The organism is Brevibacterium yomogidense, assembly GCF_900163715.1.
Lineage (GTDB): Bacteria > Actinomycetota > Actinomycetes > Actinomycetales > Brevibacteriaceae > Brevibacterium > Brevibacterium yomogidense_A.
Genome location: NZ_FWFF01000008.1, coordinates 52,045 through 69,480, shown reverse-complemented (window position 1 = coordinate 69,480; position 17,436 = coordinate 52,045). Strand labels below are relative to the sequence as shown.

Annotated in this window: 16 protein-coding genes; 2 read left to right on the top strand and 14 right to left on the bottom strand. The window is 68.4% G+C overall.

The window, feature by feature from the left end:
• Positions 1-99: 99 nt before the first annotated feature.
• Positions 100-1,203 (top strand): glycosyltransferase family 4 protein, encoded by a 1,104-nt coding sequence (locus FM105_RS05690; RefSeq protein WP_087006082.1) that lies wholly within the window; start codon positions 100-102, stop codon positions 1,201-1,203.
• Positions 1,204-1,207: 4 nt separating this feature from the next.
• Here the strand turns inward: FM105_RS05690 and FM105_RS05685 are convergent, their stop codons facing one another.
• From FM105_RS05685 to FM105_RS05625, 14 genes are all read right to left on the bottom strand, one after another.
• Complete coding sequence (locus tag FM105_RS05685) at positions 1,208-1,864, bottom strand: histidine phosphatase family protein (RefSeq protein WP_087006079.1); 657 nt, start codon at positions 1,862-1,864, stop codon at positions 1,208-1,210.
• Between the two features lie 2 nt (positions 1,865-1,866).
• The gene (gene rsfS / locus FM105_RS05680; protein WP_087006076.1) at positions 1,867-2,280 is read right to left on the bottom strand and encodes a ribosome silencing factor; all 414 of its coding nucleotides are present in this window, start codon (positions 2,278-2,280) and stop codon (positions 1,867-1,869) included.
• 20 nt (positions 2,281-2,300) lie between these two features.
• Positions 2,301-3,947 carry a hypothetical protein gene (locus FM105_RS05675; protein WP_087006073.1) on the bottom strand — a complete coding sequence of 549 codons (1,647 nt, stop codon included), beginning with the start codon at positions 3,945-3,947 and terminating at the stop codon, positions 2,301-2,303.
• Positions 3,940-4,560: a nicotinate-nucleotide adenylyltransferase gene (gene nadD / locus FM105_RS05670; protein ID WP_256970255.1), complete on the bottom strand. Its 621-nt coding sequence runs from the start codon at positions 4,558-4,560 to the stop codon at positions 3,940-3,942. Before nadD ends, FM105_RS05675 begins: the two co-directional genes overlap by 8 nt.
• A gap of 30 nt (positions 4,561-4,590) precedes the next feature.
• The gene (locus FM105_RS14665; RefSeq protein ID WP_179207088.1) at positions 4,591-4,746 is read right to left on the bottom strand and encodes a hypothetical protein; all 156 of its coding nucleotides are present in this window, start codon (positions 4,744-4,746) and stop codon (positions 4,591-4,593) included.
• 110 nt (positions 4,747-4,856) lie between these two features.
• Complete coding sequence (locus tag FM105_RS05665) at positions 4,857-6,140, bottom strand: glutamate-5-semialdehyde dehydrogenase (RefSeq protein WP_087006070.1); 1,284 nt, start codon at positions 6,138-6,140, stop codon at positions 4,857-4,859.
• Positions 6,137-7,291, bottom strand: coding sequence for a glutamate 5-kinase (proB, locus tag FM105_RS05660; RefSeq protein WP_087006067.1), 1,155 nt, complete (start codon positions 7,289-7,291; stop codon positions 6,137-6,139). The genes FM105_RS05665 and proB overlap by 4 nt, the downstream gene beginning before the upstream one ends.
• A complete protein-coding gene (gene obgE, locus FM105_RS05655; RefSeq protein WP_087006064.1) occupies positions 7,288-8,877 on the bottom strand; it encodes a GTPase ObgE in 1,590 nt (529 codons plus the stop codon). The genes proB and obgE overlap by 4 nt, the downstream gene beginning before the upstream one ends.
• 164 nt (positions 8,878-9,041) lie before the next feature.
• Positions 9,042-9,293: a 50S ribosomal protein L27 gene (gene rpmA / locus FM105_RS05650; protein ID WP_087006061.1), complete on the bottom strand. Its 252-nt coding sequence runs from the start codon at positions 9,291-9,293 to the stop codon at positions 9,042-9,044.
• Positions 9,294-9,323: 30 nt separating this feature from the next.
• On the bottom strand, positions 9,324-9,632 hold the full coding sequence (rplU, locus tag FM105_RS05645) for a 50S ribosomal protein L21 (protein ID WP_087006058.1): 309 nt from the start codon (positions 9,630-9,632) through the stop codon (positions 9,324-9,326).
• A gap of 190 nt (positions 9,633-9,822) precedes the next feature.
• A complete protein-coding gene (locus FM105_RS05640; protein ID WP_087006055.1) occupies positions 9,823-10,218 on the bottom strand; it encodes a chorismate mutase in 396 nt (131 codons plus the stop codon).
• A 149-nt stretch (positions 10,219-10,367) separates the two neighbouring features.
• The gene (locus FM105_RS05635; protein WP_179207087.1) at positions 10,368-11,942 is read right to left on the bottom strand and encodes an alanine/glycine:cation symporter family protein; all 1,575 of its coding nucleotides are present in this window, start codon (positions 11,940-11,942) and stop codon (positions 10,368-10,370) included.
• Positions 11,943-12,121: 179 nt separating this feature from the next.
• Entirely contained in the window at positions 12,122-15,685 is a 3,564-nt protein-coding gene (locus FM105_RS05630; RefSeq protein WP_256970253.1) for an Rne/Rng family ribonuclease, read from the bottom strand.
• A 264-nt stretch (positions 15,686-15,949) separates the two neighbouring features.
• On the bottom strand, positions 15,950-16,501 hold the full coding sequence (locus FM105_RS05625; protein ID WP_087006255.1) for an NUDIX hydrolase: 552 nt from the start codon (positions 16,499-16,501) through the stop codon (positions 15,950-15,952).
• 107 nt (positions 16,502-16,608) lie between these two features.
• On the opposite strand from FM105_RS05625, the gene FM105_RS05620 reads away from it, so the two are divergent.
• Positions 16,609-17,244: a vitamin K epoxide reductase family protein gene (locus tag FM105_RS05620; protein WP_256970252.1), complete on the top strand. Its 636-nt coding sequence runs from the start codon at positions 16,609-16,611 to the stop codon at positions 17,242-17,244.
• Positions 17,245-17,436 lie beyond the last annotated feature (192 nt).

Sequence of the window (17,436 nt, the reverse complement as noted above, 5' to 3'; positions counted from 1 at the left end):
CGGAGGTAGAAATTTCAGTTTCTTCACCCTACAGAGTCGTGTGAAAGACGTGCAAAATGGCTGACGCACTCGATCGGCCGGGCGGATACGCTGGAGAACATGCGATTCCTGTTCGACGCGAGGTACACCCGCTGGCCGCGGCACGACGGCATCTCCCGCTACGGAGCAGGCATCCTCACAGCTCTCACGCGGATCACCGCGAACGATCCGTCCGTGACCGTCGAGGCTCTCGTGAGCGACCCCCGACAGGTGGACATGCTGCCTCCGGTGCTCACCCACCGGATCTCCTCGCCCACGTCCCCGGCCGAGCCGTTCCTGGCCCGCCAGGTGAACCGTCTCGCACCCGACGTCGTCTTCTCACCGATGCAGACAATGGGGTCGTGGGGCAGGGACTACCAGCTCATCCTCACGCTGCACGATCTCATCTACTACGACCACCCCACTCCGCCGCGGGATCTCCCGCTGCCGATCCGGGGACTGTGGCGCGCCTTCCACACGTCCTATCAGCCGCAGCGACTGCTGCTCAACCGTGCCGATGCCGTGGCGACGGTGTCACAGACCACGCGCGATCTCATGGTCGAGCACTCACTCACCCATCGACCCCTCACGGTGATCCCCAACGCGGCCGACCCGGTCGACCCCCTCCCCGAGCGCGCGAGCGGGCACGACGCGCGCACCCTCGTCTACATGGGCGCCTTCCTGCCCTACAAGAACGCCGAGGCCCTGGTCCGGTCACTGACATGGCTGCCGGGATACACCCTGCACCTGGCGTCGGGGATCTCACCGCAGAGGGAGGCCGCCCTGCGCGCGCTCATCCCGGACGGTGCACGTGCGGTCTTCCACCGGGGGATCAGCGATGAGGACTACGCCGCCCTGCTGGATCGTGCGACGGCGCTCGTCACGGCCTCGCGCGCCGAAGGATACGGCCTGCCCGTCGTCGAGGCCCTGTCCCGCGGCGTGCCCGTGGTCGTGACGGACATGCCGATCTTCCGCGAGATCGCAGGCGCGGTTGAGGGCGTGGACTCCCCCGCGCTGTTCGCCGATCCCGACGACCCAGAGGACTTCGCCCGCGCCGTCCGCAGGCTGGAGGACCCGGTCCAGTGGTCCCGGGCATCGGCAGCGGCGCCGCAGCGAGCCGCCGTGCACTCATGGGATGCGTCGGCTCACACCCTGCTGGAGCTGGCACGCGGCCTGGTGGAATGACCGCTCAGCGTGCGGCGACGACCTCGGCGTCCTCACCGGGACGTGCGAGCGCGACCGATTCGGCGCCTCCGCCCCATGTGCGCAGCACCCAGCCGTCGCGACCGGGGCTCAGCTTCGCGTACGTGCAGTTGGTGAGCACACCCAGACGACCGTCGCCGCGCTCCATCCCGAGCAGCATCTCCGTCGCTCCGCGGATGACCGCGCCGTGCGCGACGATCACGAGGTCGCTGTCCTCATCGGATTCGTCCACCAGTCGGGTGATCGCTCCGTGCACGCGCGTGGCCGACTCATCACGGCTCTCTCCCCCCGGCGGGCGCATGTCGACTCCGGCGAGCCATGCGTCCAGCTCGTCCGGCCACATCTGTGCGATCTCGTCGCGAGTGTGGCCCTCCCAGTCACCGACGGAGATCTCTCGCAGCGCGCTGTCGAACTCGACTGCGACACCCGCTTCGTCGGACAGTGCCTGAGCGGTCTGCGCAGCGCGGCGCAGGTCCGATGCCACGATCCGGGACACCGTCGACGATCCGGCCAGATGCACAGCGACCGCTCGGGCCTGTGCCTCGCCCAGATCGTCGAGCGGGACGTCCACCTGACCCTGGAAACGGCCTTCGGCGTTGTACGCAGTGCGTCCGTGGCGCAGGAGCGTGAGCGAGCGGACCATCGTCATTCCTCCCCGGAACCGACGTCTGCAGGCGAGACGGCCTCGGCCGATGCGACCGCGTCTGCCACGTCCACCACGGGGCAGTCCTTCCACAGGCGCTCCAGCGCGTAGAACTCCCGGTCCTCCTGGTGGAAGACGTGCACCACGATGTCGGCGAAGTCCAGGAGTACCCACCGGCCGCCGCTCTTGCCTTCTCTGCGCACCGGCTTCGCCTCGTGACGCTCGAGCAGGAGCTCTTCGATCCGGTCCACGATGCCGGCCACCTGGCGCTCGGAGGAGGCCGACACGACGACGAACACGTCCGTGATGACCAGCTGCGCGCTGACATCCAGCGCGACGATGTCCGATCCCAGCCTTTCGGCGGCGCCTGCTGCGGCGGTGCGGGCGAGGGAGACTGCTTCAGGTGTGGCTGACACGGGGTCCTTCCGGTGTGCGGTCAGAGGAGCAGGAACAGGGCGATGACGACCAGGGCGAGTGCGACGAAGCCGGCAGCGCCCAAGACGATGTAGGGGAGCATCGAGTTGCGTTCGGCGACCAGGATCTCGCCGTCCTCGTTCGTCACGGACCGAGCGCTCATGGGCTTGGCCGGCGGCTCTTCGAGTTCGTCGGAATCCTCTTCCTCGTCGGCGCTGGCAGCCCCGACGCTCCGCCAGGCGTCACCGCGGTCGGCGGTCGACACCATGGTCTGACCGGCGGACGTGCGGGAGGCGGTGCTGAACGTCCCGGTGCCGAGCGATGCCTCATCGATCGTCGACAGCGGGGTCGTCGGCGGGTTGTCGTCGAGGTCCTCCGGCTTGATGATCGGGAGCGCACCGGTCACGACGCGGATGTTCGAACCGGTCGGGGGCTTCACCACAGGGGTGCGGCGCTGCAGCGGGGCGTCGAAGTCACCGATGGCGGACGGTGCGATGACGGCAGTCGAGCTCGTCTCGAAATCCGGACCGGTCGGGCTCGCATCGACGCGGTGGCGTGCGAGGTCGAAATCAGGCGCAGGTGTCCTCGCAGCATCCGCGTCGACTGGCCCTGCAGCATCGGTGGGTGCGGCGGCGTCAGTGGGTGCGGCGGCATCAGTGGGTGCTGCCGTGTCAGTGGGTGAAGCGGCGTCAGTGGGAGCCGCAGTATCGGTGGATGCCGCGACGCCGACGCCTTCCGAGCCGGATGCGATCCCCGGACCAGCCGCGCCCGCCGAAGCGGACGCGTCCTCCGCGGTGGCCTCGTCTTCCCGGGTGATCTCGGCGTCCGTGGTGGTCTCGCCGTCCCAGGCGGCGCCGTCCACAGCCGTAGTGTCGCCTGAACCGGTGGCGTCGTCCTGGGAGACGGCGGCCGTGGTGGCGGAGACATCATCGGGCGTGCCCGCGACGACTGCGGTCGGTGGAGCATCGCCGGAGACGCGCGTCTCCGAGTCACCCGGAGCCGTGCCCCCTGTCGGTGCCTGTGCGTCTGATGTCGGGTCCTGTGCGTCTGAGCCTTCGGTTTCGCGCTCGGCCAGCACGCGCGGGATGGCCGCCGTCGAGATGTCCGATGGCAGATCGTGCTCGCGCAGGAACCGCTTGCGCTCACCGCGGGATGCGAACCGGGGCACCTCGGGGGTCGATGCGGACGTGGCCGGGACGTCGGCAGAGGGTGAGGAGGCCTCGGCAGCGGATGTGGAATCGTCTGCGGGTGCCGCTGGCGCGTGCGTGGGCGCCGCGGGAACGTCGGCGGGCGCCTCAGGAGCAGACGCCTCAGGAGTGGTCGACTTCGACGACGACTGCCCGCGAGGTGGGGTCAGAGGAGCCGGCGGCACCGAAGCATCCGCGTCGGCGGATCCGGTTGCCTTCGCCTGTGCGGACTCCGGCTGGGTCGCGTGCACGAACTCCGGTTCGGGCGCGATCTCCGGTTCGGGTGCAGGTTCCGGTTCGGGCACGGACTCCGGCTCCAGCGCAGGTTCCGGACGGACAGCCTCGGGCACCTCCGGCTCACCGGCCGCCGCAGGAGCGTCCGCTTCGACTGCGTCAGGCGACTGCTGAGCGTCGTACGCAGCGTCTGCCGCGCGGCGCTCAGCTTCGCGGCGCTCCCGTCGCGTCATGAACTTCTCAGCCAATGTCACTCCTGTACAGATTGTGCTTAGCGATGTACTGGACGACGCCGTCCGGTACCAGGTACCAGACGGGCAGATCCTCCTTCGCGCGCTGTCGGCATTCGGTCGACGAGATCGCGAGTGCGGGGATCTGCAGCAGACTGAGCCTGCCGGTCGGCAGTCCATCGCCGGTCAGCGCGTGCCCCGGCCGCGATACGCCCACGAAATGTGCGAGGGCGAAGAGCTCGTCCGAATCCTTCCACGACAGGATCTGCGCGAGCGCATCCGCGCCCGTGATGAAGAACATGTCCGCGTCTTCACCGTACACCTCGCGAAGATCCCTCAGCGTGTCGATCGTGTAGGTGTGTCCCGGTCGGTCGATGTCAGCCCGTGACACCGTGAACCGAGGATTCGAAGCCGTCGCGATGACCGTCATGAGGTAACGGTCCTCCGCAGCGGACACCCGCCGCTCTTCCTTCTGCCACGGCCTGCCGGTCGGCACGAAGACCACTTCGTCCAACTCGAACGTCGCCGCCGCTTCGCTCGCAGCGACGAGGTGGCCATTGTGGATGGGATCGAAAGTACCGCCCATGACGCCGATGCGGCGGGGCGGTGCGTCTGCGTGAACGGGATTCACTCGCGGAGGGGTCTTCGGTCGACGAACGGATCAGTGACGGTGTGAGATGCCCTTCCACGACAGCGTGACGACGCCCAGGAACATGAGGATCGAGAAGGTGATGAGACCGAAGCCGATCGGGGGGATCGGCAGGTCGTACACGACGTGCGGAGTCGCCGCGACGGAAGCGAGGATGGAAGTCGCCATGGTTTACGTCCTTCGATTTCGTGGGAGTGGTCGATAGTTCGGGACAAGTCTCTCATGTCGGATCGGCGATTGCAGAAGCGGCCCGCCGACCGCGTTCCCGCTGCGAGCGGTCACGCGCGGATCTGACCGTTGCCCCGCATGATCCATTTCGTGGTCGTGAGCGCATCCAGGCCCATCGGCCCCCGTGCGTGGAGCTTCTGAGTCGAGATCCCGACCTCCGCGCCCAAGCCCAGCTGTCCGCCGTCGGTGAAGCGGGTCGAGACGTTCACTCCTACAGCCGCGGCGTCGACGGCCTGGACGAAGGTGTCGGCATTCGACAGGTCGTTCGTCACGATGACCTCGGTGTGGCCGGAGGTGTAGGCGTGGATGTGCTCGATCGCCTCATCGACGTTCGCCACCAGCTTCACGGCCAGTTCGAGGCCGAGGTACTCCTTGGCCCAGTCGCGCCGCGTCACGCGCCGGATCTTCATGCCGCTCGGCGCGAATTCGTCGACCGCCTTGTCCGCGCGCACGACGACGCCCGCCTCATTCAGCGCCGTGAGGATCTTCGGCAGCACTCGCTTGGCCGCCTTCTCGTGGACCAGCAGGTTCTCCAGCGCGTTGCAGACGCTGGGACGATGCGTCTTCGAGTTGAGGACCAGATCCGTGGCCATCCGGACCGGGGCGGAGGAGTCGATGAACATGTGCACGTTGCCGACCCCCGTCTCGATGACGGGCACCAGCGATTCGTGGACCACCTTGGAGATCAGGTCCGCTCCCCCGCGAGGGATCAGCAGGTCGACGTAGTCGCGCGCCTGCATGAGAACGGTCGTGCCATCGCGACCGAACTCATCGATCCCGGTCACGGTCGCGGACGGCAGTCCGACGGACTCCACGGCCGTGCGGAGGAGCTCTATGAGCAGTGTGTTGGACGAGCGGGCCGCGGATCCGCCGCGCAGGACCACGGCGTTCCCCGATTTGAGCGCGAGCGCTGCGATGTCGACTGTGACGTTCGGGCGTGCTTCGTAGATCGCACCGACGACTCCGACGGGCACGCGCTCCTGCGAGACGCGCATCCCATTGGGCATCGTCCTGCCGTGCTCCACCGTTCCCACGGGGTCGGGCAGGCCGATGACTTCGCGGACAGCGCCGGCGATGTCGAGGATCCGTGCTTCCGTCAGGGTCAGGCGATCGACGAGGGGCTCGTCGACCCCGCGCATGCGCGCGGTCTCGATGTCCTCCGCGTTCGCCGCCAGGATGTCGTCGACATTCGCTTCCAGTCTCTGCGCGATGGCTTCGAGCGCGTCGTCCTTGAGGCGCGTCGATGCCTGGGCAACCCCGCTGGACGCCTCCTTCGCCGCCGCCACGACACGTGTGACCCCGCGGACCACGCGTGGGCTGATGTCAGTCGTCATTGCTCCCCTTGCTCGAAAACCGCGTCCGTGAGGACCATGTCGTTCCGGTGGATGACCTCTCTACGGTAGTCCGCCCCGAGAGTGTTGCCCAACTCCTCCGACGATTTGCCGATCATGGCCGGCAGCTCGTCCTCGGCGAAGTTGGCGATGCCGCGAGCGACGAGTGCGCCGTTTGGACCGCGGACGTCCACGGGGTCTCCTGCGTCGAATCCGCCGTCCGCGCCGGTCACGCCGACGGCGAGCAGCGATCTGCCCCGTTCGGACACTGCGCGCGCCGCACCCTCGTCCACGTGCACGGTCCCGTGCTTCTGCGCGAGGTGCGCCAGCCACAGGAGCCGGGTGGATCTCCGGCGGTGCGTCACACCGAAGGCGGTTCCGACGTCGTCCCCGGCCACGGCCTCGGCCACGCGGTCCGCAGACGTGAGGATCGTGGCGATCCCGGAATCGGCCGCCATCGTCGCGGCCTGGACCTTCGTCACCATCCCGCCGGTGCCGGTCCCGGCAGCACCCGTGCCGCCGATGCTCAGCTCGTCCAGATGCCCGGGACCCGAGATGAACGGCACGCGCTCGCTGCCCGGCGTCCCCGGCGGTGCAGTGCACAGGGCGTCGACATCGGACAGGAGGACGAGCGCCTCCGCGTGGATGAGGTGGGCGACCAGCGCCGACAGGCGGTCATTGTCGCCGAACCGGACTCCGTGCGAGACCACCGCGTCATTCTCATTCACGATGGGGAAGATCCCCAGCGCCAGCATGCGTTCGACAGCCCGCTGGGCGTTGCGGTACTTCGCGCGGTGGATGAGATCGTCGGCGGTGAGCAGCACCTGTGCGGGAACCAGACGATGCGCGGCCAGCGCCTGGGTGTAGGCCGCCATCAGGAGGCTCTGGCCCACACCTGCGGCGGCCTGCTTGGTCGCCTGGTCCTTGGGACGTCGGGAGATGCCCATCGGGTCCAGTCCCGCGGCGACCGCGCCGGACGATACGAGGACGACTTCCCTGCCGGCCGCGCGCTCCGCGCCCAGCACGTCCGCGACCCGGCGCAGCCGATCGTGGTCGAGTCCGTCCGCCATCGTCGTGAGCGACGAGGAGCCGATCTTCACGACGATCCTCTTGGCATCGCCCACCTGTGCCCTGGTCAGGGCCTCAGTGATCACGACCGCCCGTCCTCGCCGCCGTCGTCAACGCTCTCGGGTGCAGGGCGAGCGGTGCGCTCGGCACGAGCCTCGCGCTCCTTGGCCGCGTTCTCCGCGACGCGCTCAGCCTCGAACTCCGCACGGGTCGCGGCCTTCGCATCCATGCGATCGTGGAATGCTTCCTTCCGCTCACGGCGCGTGGCACGTGTGCGATCTTCGAAGCGGGCGTCGTGTCCACGGCCTCCGAGCAGCTCGGCACCGCCGACCATCGTGGGGTCCCAGTCGAAGATGACGCCATCGCCCGCGCCCACGACGACCGTCGCACCGGGCACTGCACCGGCGCGGAACAGCTCCGCCTCGATGCCCAGACGGTCGAGTCGATCGCTCAGGTAGCCGACGGCCTCGTCGTTGGAGAAGTCCGTCTGCAGGATCCAGCGCTCGGGCTTGTCGCCCAGGATGCGGTAGACGGGCTCGTCGTCGGCGTGCTCGACGACGACGCGGAAGCCCTTGTCGTCGACGGCCCGGGGACGCAGGACGACGCGTTCCGGCACATCGGGCTCCGCTTCGCGACGGGCGCGCTCGGCCTCCACAAGACCGGCCATGGCGAACGACAGCTCGCGCAGGCCCTCGTGCGACACGGCGGAGATCTCGAAGACCCGGTAGCCCGCGGCCTCCAGCTCCGGACGCACCATATCGGCCATCTCGCGACCATCGGTCACGTCCATCTTGTTGAGGGCGACGAGGGTGGGCCGTTCATCGAGTGGCAGCAGGTCGCCGCCGTGGGCGATGTCGACTGCGTAGTCCGCCAGCTCCGCCTCGATCGCCCGCAGATCGTTCACAGGGTCCCTGTCCGTCTCCCAGGTGGCGAGGTCGATCACGTGGACCAGGCCGGCACAGCGCTCGACGTGGCGCAGGAACTCAAGTCCGAGTCCCCTGCCCTCTGCGGCGCCGGGGATGAGGCCGGGGACATCCGCGACGGTGAAGCGGGTCCCCCCGGCCTCGACGACCCCGAGGTTCGGCACCAGCGTCGTGAACGGATACTCCGCGATCTTGGGCCGTGCCGCCGACATCGCAGCGATGAGGCTGGACTTCCCCGCGGAGGGGAAGCCCACGAGGGCGATGTCCGCCACCGACTTGATCTCGAGCACGAGGGAGCGCTCCTCCCCCGGGATCCCGAGCAGGGCGAAGCCGGGAGCCTTGCGCTTCGTCGACGCGAGAGCGGCATTGCCCAGGCCGCCTCGTCCGCCCGCTGCGGCGATGAAGCGCGTTCCGTGGCCCACCAGGTCGGCCAGCACCTCTCCGGACTTCGTCTTCACGACGGTGCCCTCCGGGACGGGGAGGACCAGCTCGCCGCCATCGGCGCCGTGGCGCAGGTCGCCCTTGCCGATCCCGCCGTGCGCTGCGCGGCGGTGCGGGGAGCGGTGGTACGGAAGCAGCGTCGTGGTCTGCGCATCGACCTCGAGCACCACGGTTCCCCCGTCACCGCCGTTGGCGCCATCCGGGCCGCCCAGGGGCTTGAACTTCTCACGTCTGATCGAGACGCAGCCGTTTCCGCCGTCCCCGCCTGCGATGTGCAGGGTGACGCGGTCGATGAACTCAGTGGCCATGGGTGCCTCACAGGGATGGAAGGGGCAGGATGACGAAGGCGGGACGCACCCTCGATCCTACGGTGGTGGTCGACCGCACGCATTGTGCGGTCGAGGAACGCAGGAGCGGGGCGAGTCGTGATCGACTCGCCCCGCTCAGACTGCGGTTCGCAGTGGTGCTGGTGTCAGCCCGCGAGGATGTTGACGACCTTGCGGCCGCCCTTCGCACCGAACTCGACGGTGCCGGCCGACAGTGCGAACAGCGTGTCGTCCTTGCCGCGGCCCACGTTGGCGCCGGGATGGAAGGCAGTGCCGCGCTGGCGGACGAGGATCTCGCCTGCGTTGACGACCTGGCCGCCGAAGCGCTTCACGCCGAGGCGCTGGGCGTTCGAGTCGCGGCCGTTCTTCGTGGAGCTTGCGCCCTTCTTTGTTGCCATGGGTAATTCTCCTTCAGATGTCGCTGTCGCTCAGGCGATGCCGGTGATCTTGAGTCGGGTGAGGTCCTGGCGGTGGCCCTGACGCTTCTTGTAACCCGTCTTGTTCTTGTACTTCTGGATGACGATCTTGGGTCCGCGGAGTTCATTCTGAACCTCTGCGGAGACCGAGATCTTCGACAGCGCATCTGCAGCCGTGGTGACGGTATCGCCATCCACGTGGAGGACTGCGGGGAGCTCGACGGAATCGCCGGCCTCCGCCTTGATCCGATTGACGGTGATGACGTCGCCGACGCTGACCTTCTCCTGATGGCCGCCGACGCGGACGATGGCGTAGACCATGTGCGTACCTCTCGCTTCACTCCTGCGCGCGACCGTACGCCGCGCGGCTTCTCCATGTGCGGAGCGACCCCTCCTTGGCGTCCGCAGCCGGTGAGGACCGGCTGAATCCGAACGTCCCATTACGAGGGGGGATCTGCTCTCGGTGCTCAGAGCACCGACGATCAATCCTAGCGCACCCGCGGAGTCTCGGTCAACGCGAGGGACCGCCCCCCACCGCGTCCTCCGACACGTCCTCTGCAGCGTCGTCCGAGGCATCCTCTGACGCGTCAACTGCGGCTCCTCCGCCGCGGGCGCCACGGGCCTCGTCGGCGATCCGCTCATGATGACGGATGACCTCCGCGACGATGAAGGCGAGGAACGTCTCCGCGAACTCCGGATCGAGGTGCGCCTCCTCTGCGAGCGTCCGCAGCCGCGCCACCTGACGGGCCTCCCGGCCGGGATCAGCGGCGGGCAGGTCGTGCTCGGCCTTGAGCCGACCCACGCGCTCCGTCAGCTTGAACCGCTCGGCAAGGACATGGATGAGCACCGCGTCGAGATTGTCGATGCTGCCGCGCAGCGATGCGAGCTCCAGGGGGATGTCGGCCATTGCGTCTCCTGTGTCCACGGTGTCACGAGTCTCCGGCGATTCGGCGGGTCGATGCCCCGGTCCGTCGCTGCTCAACGATACAGCGCTGCGCGCCCCGGCGAGTGCCGGGGCGCGCAGCGCGTTCGTGGAGAAGCCGACCGCTGACGGGGTCAGGCGTTGCCCTGCTCCTCCTTGATCTGCGCGAGGTGAGCGTCGTCCTCGGCACCCAGCTCGTACAGCTTGCCGGACTTCCGGTCCGCCAGGTACTTCTTCATCTCATCCTTGACGACGGGCATCAGCATGTAGAGGCCGAGGATGTTCACGAATGCGCAGCAGAACAGTGCGGCGTCCGCGAAGTCGACGATCGTGCCGAAGGTCGCCATGCAGCCGATGATGATGAAGAACAGCAGGATGACGCGGAAGACGTTGTCCTTCGCCTGGCTGCGGCCGAACAGGTACTGCCACGCCTTGAGTCCGTAGTAGCCCCAGGTGATGAGCGTGGAGATCGCGAACAGCATGACGGCGACGGCGAGCAGGATCGGCCACCAGCCGGCGATCGTGCCGAACGCCTCGGAGATGAGGAGCACGCCGTCGGGCGAGCTGCCGGTCTCCTGGTACTCCGCCATCGAGTCCTGGAAGACGATGCCGCCGCCGATGACGACGGTGAGTGCCGACATGAGGCAGACGACGACTGTGTCGAGGAACGGCTCGAGGAGAGCCACGAAGCCCTCCGACACGGGACGACGGGTCTTGACCGCCGCGTGCGCGATCGGGGCCGAACCGATCCCCGCCTCATTGGAGAACGCCGCGCGCTGGAAGCCGACGAACATGACGCCGATCATGCCGCCCGAGACACCCTCAGGGCTGAAGGCGCCGGTGACGATCTCCCCGAGTGCGGGCAGGATCATGTCCGCATTGCCGAAGATCACGATGAGGCAGGAGATGACGTAGAAGATGGCCATCGCGGGGACGAGCTTCTCCGTCACCTTGCCGATGGACTTGATCCCGCCGATGAGCACGAGGCCGACCAGCACGGCGATGATGATGCCCATTATCAGTCCGCCGACCGGGCCGCCGAGGATGCCCTCGTCGCCGCCGGTGACCTCGCGGACCTGCACTGCGGTCTGGTTGGCCTGGAACATGCCGCCGCCGGCGACGCCGAAGAGGAGGATCGCGATCGCGAAGAATCCGGTCAGCGCGCTGGAGACCGCACGGGGGAACTTCTTGAAGGCGACGGGGAGGTACTTGAACGGCCCGCCGTTGACGATGCCGTCCGCGTCGATCTCGCGGTACTTCACCCCGAGCGTGCACTCGACGAACTTCGTGCACATCGCGAGCAGACCGGCGACGACCATCCAGAAGGCGGCACCCGGACCGCCCATGGCCATCGCGGCGCCGACGCCCGCGATGTTGCCCATGCCGACCGTGGCCGCTGTCGCTGACGTGAGCGCCTGGAAGTGCGTGACCTCACCCGGGTCCGTGGAGCTGGAGAACTTCCCGGAGACGACCTCGAGCGCGACCTTGAAGCCGCGGAACTGGATGAAGCCGAAGTAGCAGCTGAAGATGACGGCGGCGGCGATCAGCCAGATGACGATGATCGGGAACGGGCCCACAGAGAAGAAGACGATGCCGGAGAAGACTCCGACGACGGGATCGAGGACGCTGTTGACCGTCTCCTCGATGGAGGATACAACGCCCTGACCCGCGGGTTGCGCGCTCAAGGCAGCGCTCAAGTATGTGTTCATGGTCACAGAGACTACAAGCGCGCATGACTCACGTCACACTCAGGATCGATCGCCGCGCCACTGTTTATCTGATTGTTACCTGTGCAGATATGAACAGATCACCGAAAACGCAAAGACCCGGCCATCGCCGCAGCGATGACCGGGTCCCGACCCGACGGAGGAACACCGTCGAACGAGCGTCAGTCGTCCATGCCCAGCATGAGGATGGGCCCGGCAGACGCCGGCGGCTCCGACGTCGCGGCGGGGCTCTCCGTCGACGGCTCCGCACTCGAGGATTCTGTGCTCGACGGCTCAGCACCCGACGGCTCGGCGCTCGACGGCTTCGCCGCGGGCCGGTCCGCCTTCTTCGCGACCTTCGTCTGCACCGTCGTCGTGGAGTCGGCGCCGATCATGAGCGGCATCGGTCCCGTCGGCTCCGGCAGTGCCGGCGCCTTCGGCTCGGAGTCCGCGGGAGCTGCCTCGGCTGCAGGTGCGGCGTCGACAGCGGGTGCGGCCTCTGTTGCAGGTGCGGCCTCGGCTGCGGGTTCAGCAGTCTTCGCAGACGAGCGAGAACGACCACCCCGACGGCGTGACCTGCGTCCGTCCGACGTCGACTCATCTGTGCTGCTCCCCGACGACGTGCTCCCCGACGACGTGCTCGCCGACACATCGGAGGTCGATGCGGCCTCTGTGCCCGTTCCGTCCGCGGATTCGTCGTCGGACTTCTTGAGCGTGGCCTTCGCGATGGCTGCGACGGCAGAGCGCGACTGGCTGTTCAGCTCGTCCAGGTCCCGCTCCTCGTCCTGCCCTGCATGCTGAGCCTTCGACCCGCGCGACGATCCGTCCGAACCGCGTCCGCCGTCCGCAGCGCGGCGCGAGTCGGACCCGCGGTGAGAGTCGGAGCCGCGCGACGATCCGCCGTCGCCGCCCTTCCGCTGCCCGCGGCCGCGCTGGCCGCCTCGCTGTGATCCGCCCGAGTCCTTCTCATCGGTTCCCGGCAGCATGAGTCCGCGTCCCGACAGATCCTCTCCGGCCTCGGACAGCGATTCTGCGAGACCGGTGCCGATCCGCTTGCGCGTCATCTGCACGAGTCCCAGGGACGTGACCTCTGCGACCTGGTGACGGGTCCTGTCGCGCGCGAGGCACTCGACGAGCCTGCGTGTCACGAGGTCGCGGTTCGACTCGAGCACCATGTCGATGAAGTCGACGACGATGATCCCGCCGATGTCCCGCAGACGCAGCTGTCGGATGACCTCGTCGGCCGCCTCGAGGTTGTTCTTCGTGACCGTCTCCTCGAGGTTGCCCCCGGAGCCGGTGAACTTTCCGGTGTTGACGTCGACCACGGTCATCGCCTCGGTCCGGTCGATCACCAGCGAACCGCCCGACGGCAGGTTCACCTTCCGGCTCAACGCCTTCTCGATCTGCTCGTTCACGCGGAAGTGATCGAAGATGTCGGTGCCTGACGCACCGGACTCTGCGGTGTCGGTCCCCTCCGCTCCGTAGCGGCTCACGCGCTCCAGGAGGTCGGGTGCGACCGCTTCGACGTACTCGTGGATCGTGTCCCACGCGCCTTCGCCGTCCACGACGAGCGAATCGAAGTCCTCATTGAAGACGTCACGGATGATCCGCACGATCATGTCGGGCTCGCTGTAGAGCAGCTTGGGTGCGGACGCCTTGGGTGCCTTCGACTTCTTCTCGATCGACTCCCAGCGCTTCGTGAGGCGGTCCACGTCGCGACGCAGCTCGTCGTCCGACGCGCCTTCCGACGCGGTGCGCACGATGACTCCGGCCTGCTCCGGCAGGATCTCCTTGAGCAGCTTCTTGAGGCGTGCGCGCTCGTTGTCCGGGAGCTTCCGGCTGATGCCCGTCATGGAGTTGCCGGGGATGTAGACCAGGAAGCGGCCGGGCAGCGAGATCTGGCTCGTCAGCCGCGCGCCCTTGTGGCCGACCGGATCCTTCGTCACCTGGACGAGGACCGAATCGCCGGAGCTGAGCGCCTGCTCGATGCGCTGCGGCTTGCCGTTCATCCCCAGAGCGTCCCAGTTCACCTCACCGGCGTAGAGGACCGCGTTGCGGCCCTTCCCGATGTCGATGAACGCGGCCTCCATGCTGGGCAGCACGTTCTGGACACGGCCCATGTAGACGTTCCCGATGAGGGACGCCTGCGCCTTGTGCTCGCTGAGGTAGTGCTCGACGGTCACGCCGTCCTCGAGCACTGCGAGCTGTGTGCGATCCGACTGCTCGCGGACGAGCATCGTCCGGGTGACGGATTCGCGACGTGCGAGGAACTCCGCCTCGGTCAGCAGCGGGCGTCGCCTGCCGGCCTCCCTGCCCTCGCGACGACGCTGGCGCTTCGCCTCGAGGCGCGTCGAGCCCTTGATCGCGGTGACCTGATCGTCGCCCGTCGAACCGGTGTCTCCCCCACCGCTGTCGCGACGGGATGAGCGCCCACGACGGCGACGGCGACGGCGCGAGGAACCGGAGTCGTCGTCGGAGTCGTCCTGCCCGTCGCCCGATCCGTCGGAGGATCCGCTGTGGCCGTCATCCGACGAACCGCGCCCGGAGGCATCGCCATCGGCCTGATCGCCGTCGGTGCGTCCGCCGTCGGAGCGCCCGCTATCGGACCCCCGGCTGCCGGAGCCTCGCCTGTTGGACCCCCTGCTGCCGGAGCCGTCGGAGGCGGACTCGTCGTCGGAGGAGCCGTCGTCCGCGCCTCTCCCGCCGTCCGCGTCCGAGGCCGAACCACCATCGCCGTGCGCGTCATCGCTGCCGGATGACCTGCGGCGGCGTCCGCGTCGGCTGCCGCGACGGCCGCCGTCCGCGTCTGAGGTCGACTCGTCGTCGTCGCCGTGCCCGCCGGCCTGGTCACTGCCGTTCGCATCATCGTCGGACCCGTCCTCCGAGGACCGGTCACGACCGCGCGAGCGACGGCCACGGCCTCCGCGGCGGCGACGGGAGCGGCCGCGGCCGTCCCCTGACCCGTCGTCAGACCCGCTGTCGTCGGAATCGCTGCGGTCGGATCCGCTGCGGTCGTCCGTCGACGAGTCCGCGTCGTCGTCTGTCTGCCCCTGATCGTCGTAGCGGTCGTCGGAGTCGTAGTCGTCGTCCGAATCGTCGTCGGAGTCATCGTCCGCGTACCAGTCGGGGTCCGCCGGCTGCGCGTAGTCCTCCTGCGGCGGCTGGAAGAGCAGGCCGCCCCCGGCCGGCGCGGCGACCGGTGCGAAGGCGCCGGTCGTGGCATCGGTCGAGTGGGAGAACGGATTGCGAGGATCCACCGCGCGCGACGAGCTCACGCTGGTCGCATCGTCTTCCTCGTCGGCACGTGAGCCGGCCGACGCATGAGCACCGTCACCGGGGTGGGTGCCGGAACCGCTGTCGCTGTGGGCGTCGTCCTCGTCGGAGTCGCGATCGGATGCATACGACTCGAAGACGAGGCCGCGCAGAGATTCGGCCGAGCGCTCCGAACGCGCCGTGCGCGATCGGCTCCCCCCGCCCGAGGTCGTCGTCGGCTCTGCGGTCGTGGCGGCCGCGACATCATGACCGCCGTCCGCGCCCTCATCGTCGTCGGGGCCGAGGTCATCGGCGTCGTCGCCCTCGTGCTCACGGAGGCGGGCTGCGGCCGCCGCGATCTCATCGAGTGCAGACAGGGTGTCCGGGTCGGCGTCAGAGGAATCGTCGGCTGCATCGTGCGAGGCGCGCAGCGACGCGAGATCGGCCAGGATGCCCGCAGTGGGGTCCAGGTCGTCGTCGTGGGTGTTGGACATGGGTCGGATCTCCTGCCCACGATCGGGGCGCCACACCTGCGTCCCGACCGCGGTCGGTCGTCAGCGCCCGGCGATCAGCGGCGGGCATGGAAACCTGCGGTGCGTCGTATCCGGCTCGCGCGAATGCGCGCGGCGGCCTGACACGTGCCGCTTCTGCTTGGCATACCGGCGCGAGGGTGCCGCACGGCGAAGTGTCCGTCATGCGCTGCTCGGCTCGGTGGAAGCGGGCCTGGCCCGGGTGTGTGCGGGCCTGCACTCCGATCATTATGTCACAGGCAGACTGCGCGTTCTCTGAAGACGTCGCCACAGATCCAGTGCGTATCCGACCGTCGACACCACGCGCACACCGTCACGCGCGCGGTCCGGCCCGGCGGACGTGTGGTCGGGAAGGCGCCCTGCGGCCTGCGGGCCGGGTGCGACGTCGTCGATCGGCACCCAGGCCGCGTACTCCGTGCTGCCGCCGACCTCCAGCGTGCCGAGCGTCCCGCCCGTCACCACCGCCTCGAAGATGACGGCGGCGCTCTTGAACGGCCTGCCGCCGGGTTCGCCGTCCCCTCGCCGCTGCGGCGTGAACGTCCGCGCGCCGAGCATGCCCACGATCTCCGCGTCGAAGCCGGTCTCCTCCTTCACCTCACGCACTGCCGCCTCTTCGAAGCCCTCGTCATACTCGACGCCTCCACCCGGCAGGGTCCACATGCTCCCCCACCGCGTCCGGTCCGCACTGAGCATGCTCAGCAGGATGCATTCGCGCCCGTCCTGCCGGCTCACGATGACGCAGTAGGCGGCGAGCCTCGTGTCGTAGTCCCGGAACTCCATGCCAGCACAGTACCGCTCGGTCGACTCAGTGCCCCCGATCGGCGCCGCACCGCCCATCGGGACTCTCAGCCTTTGCGCACCCGGCCGCCCGGTGTCATCCTTTCTCCGTGAGCACACTCGACGCGCCCCCCGCACCCGCACAGTCCCGCCGGTGGTTCACCGGTCATCGCGGGATGGGCACGTTCCTCGTCCTCACCGGGGTGATCGGGATCGTGTCGTCGTTCGCACTCACGGTCGACAAGATCACCCTCCTTGCGAACCCGGACGCGGTGCTCGGCTGCGATCTGAACCCGTTCTTCTCCTGCGGCAGCGTCATGGAGTACCCGCAGTCGGAGATCTTCGGATTCCCCAACCAGCTCTTGGGCGTCGTCGCGTTCGTCGTCCCGATCGTCCTGGGCGTGCTGCTCCTGTCCCGCGTCGACATCCCCCGCTGGATCATGAACGGCCTCGCGATCGGCCTGCTGGGCGGGATCGTGCTGGTCACGTTCCTGCAGTACACATCGATCTACACGATCGGCGTCGGCTGCCCCTGGTGCATGGTCGTGTGGGTCGTGACGATCGTGCAGTTCTGCGTGGTGCTCGCAGCGAACGTGCTGCGCGGCGCGTTCGGACGATCCGTTCAGGACTCGACGCTCCTCCGCGTCCTCGCCTCGATGCCGCTGCTCATCGCCGGTGTCTGGCTGCTCGTCATCGCGACCGCGATGGTCACGCAGTTCTGGACATATTTCGGCTCACTCATCTGAGCCTGCTCTTCGGGCTCTCTCATCCGGGCTCTCTCACCCGATCTCCCTCATCCGACCGTCATCTGAGTGCGCACAGCCCGAGGGCGGGACCGGTCGAAGACCGGCCCCGCCCTCGCGGTCGTCTCAGTGCAGTTGCCTCAGTGCAGTCGCCTCAGCGCAGTCGTCTCAGCGCAGTCGCCTCAGCGCATTCCT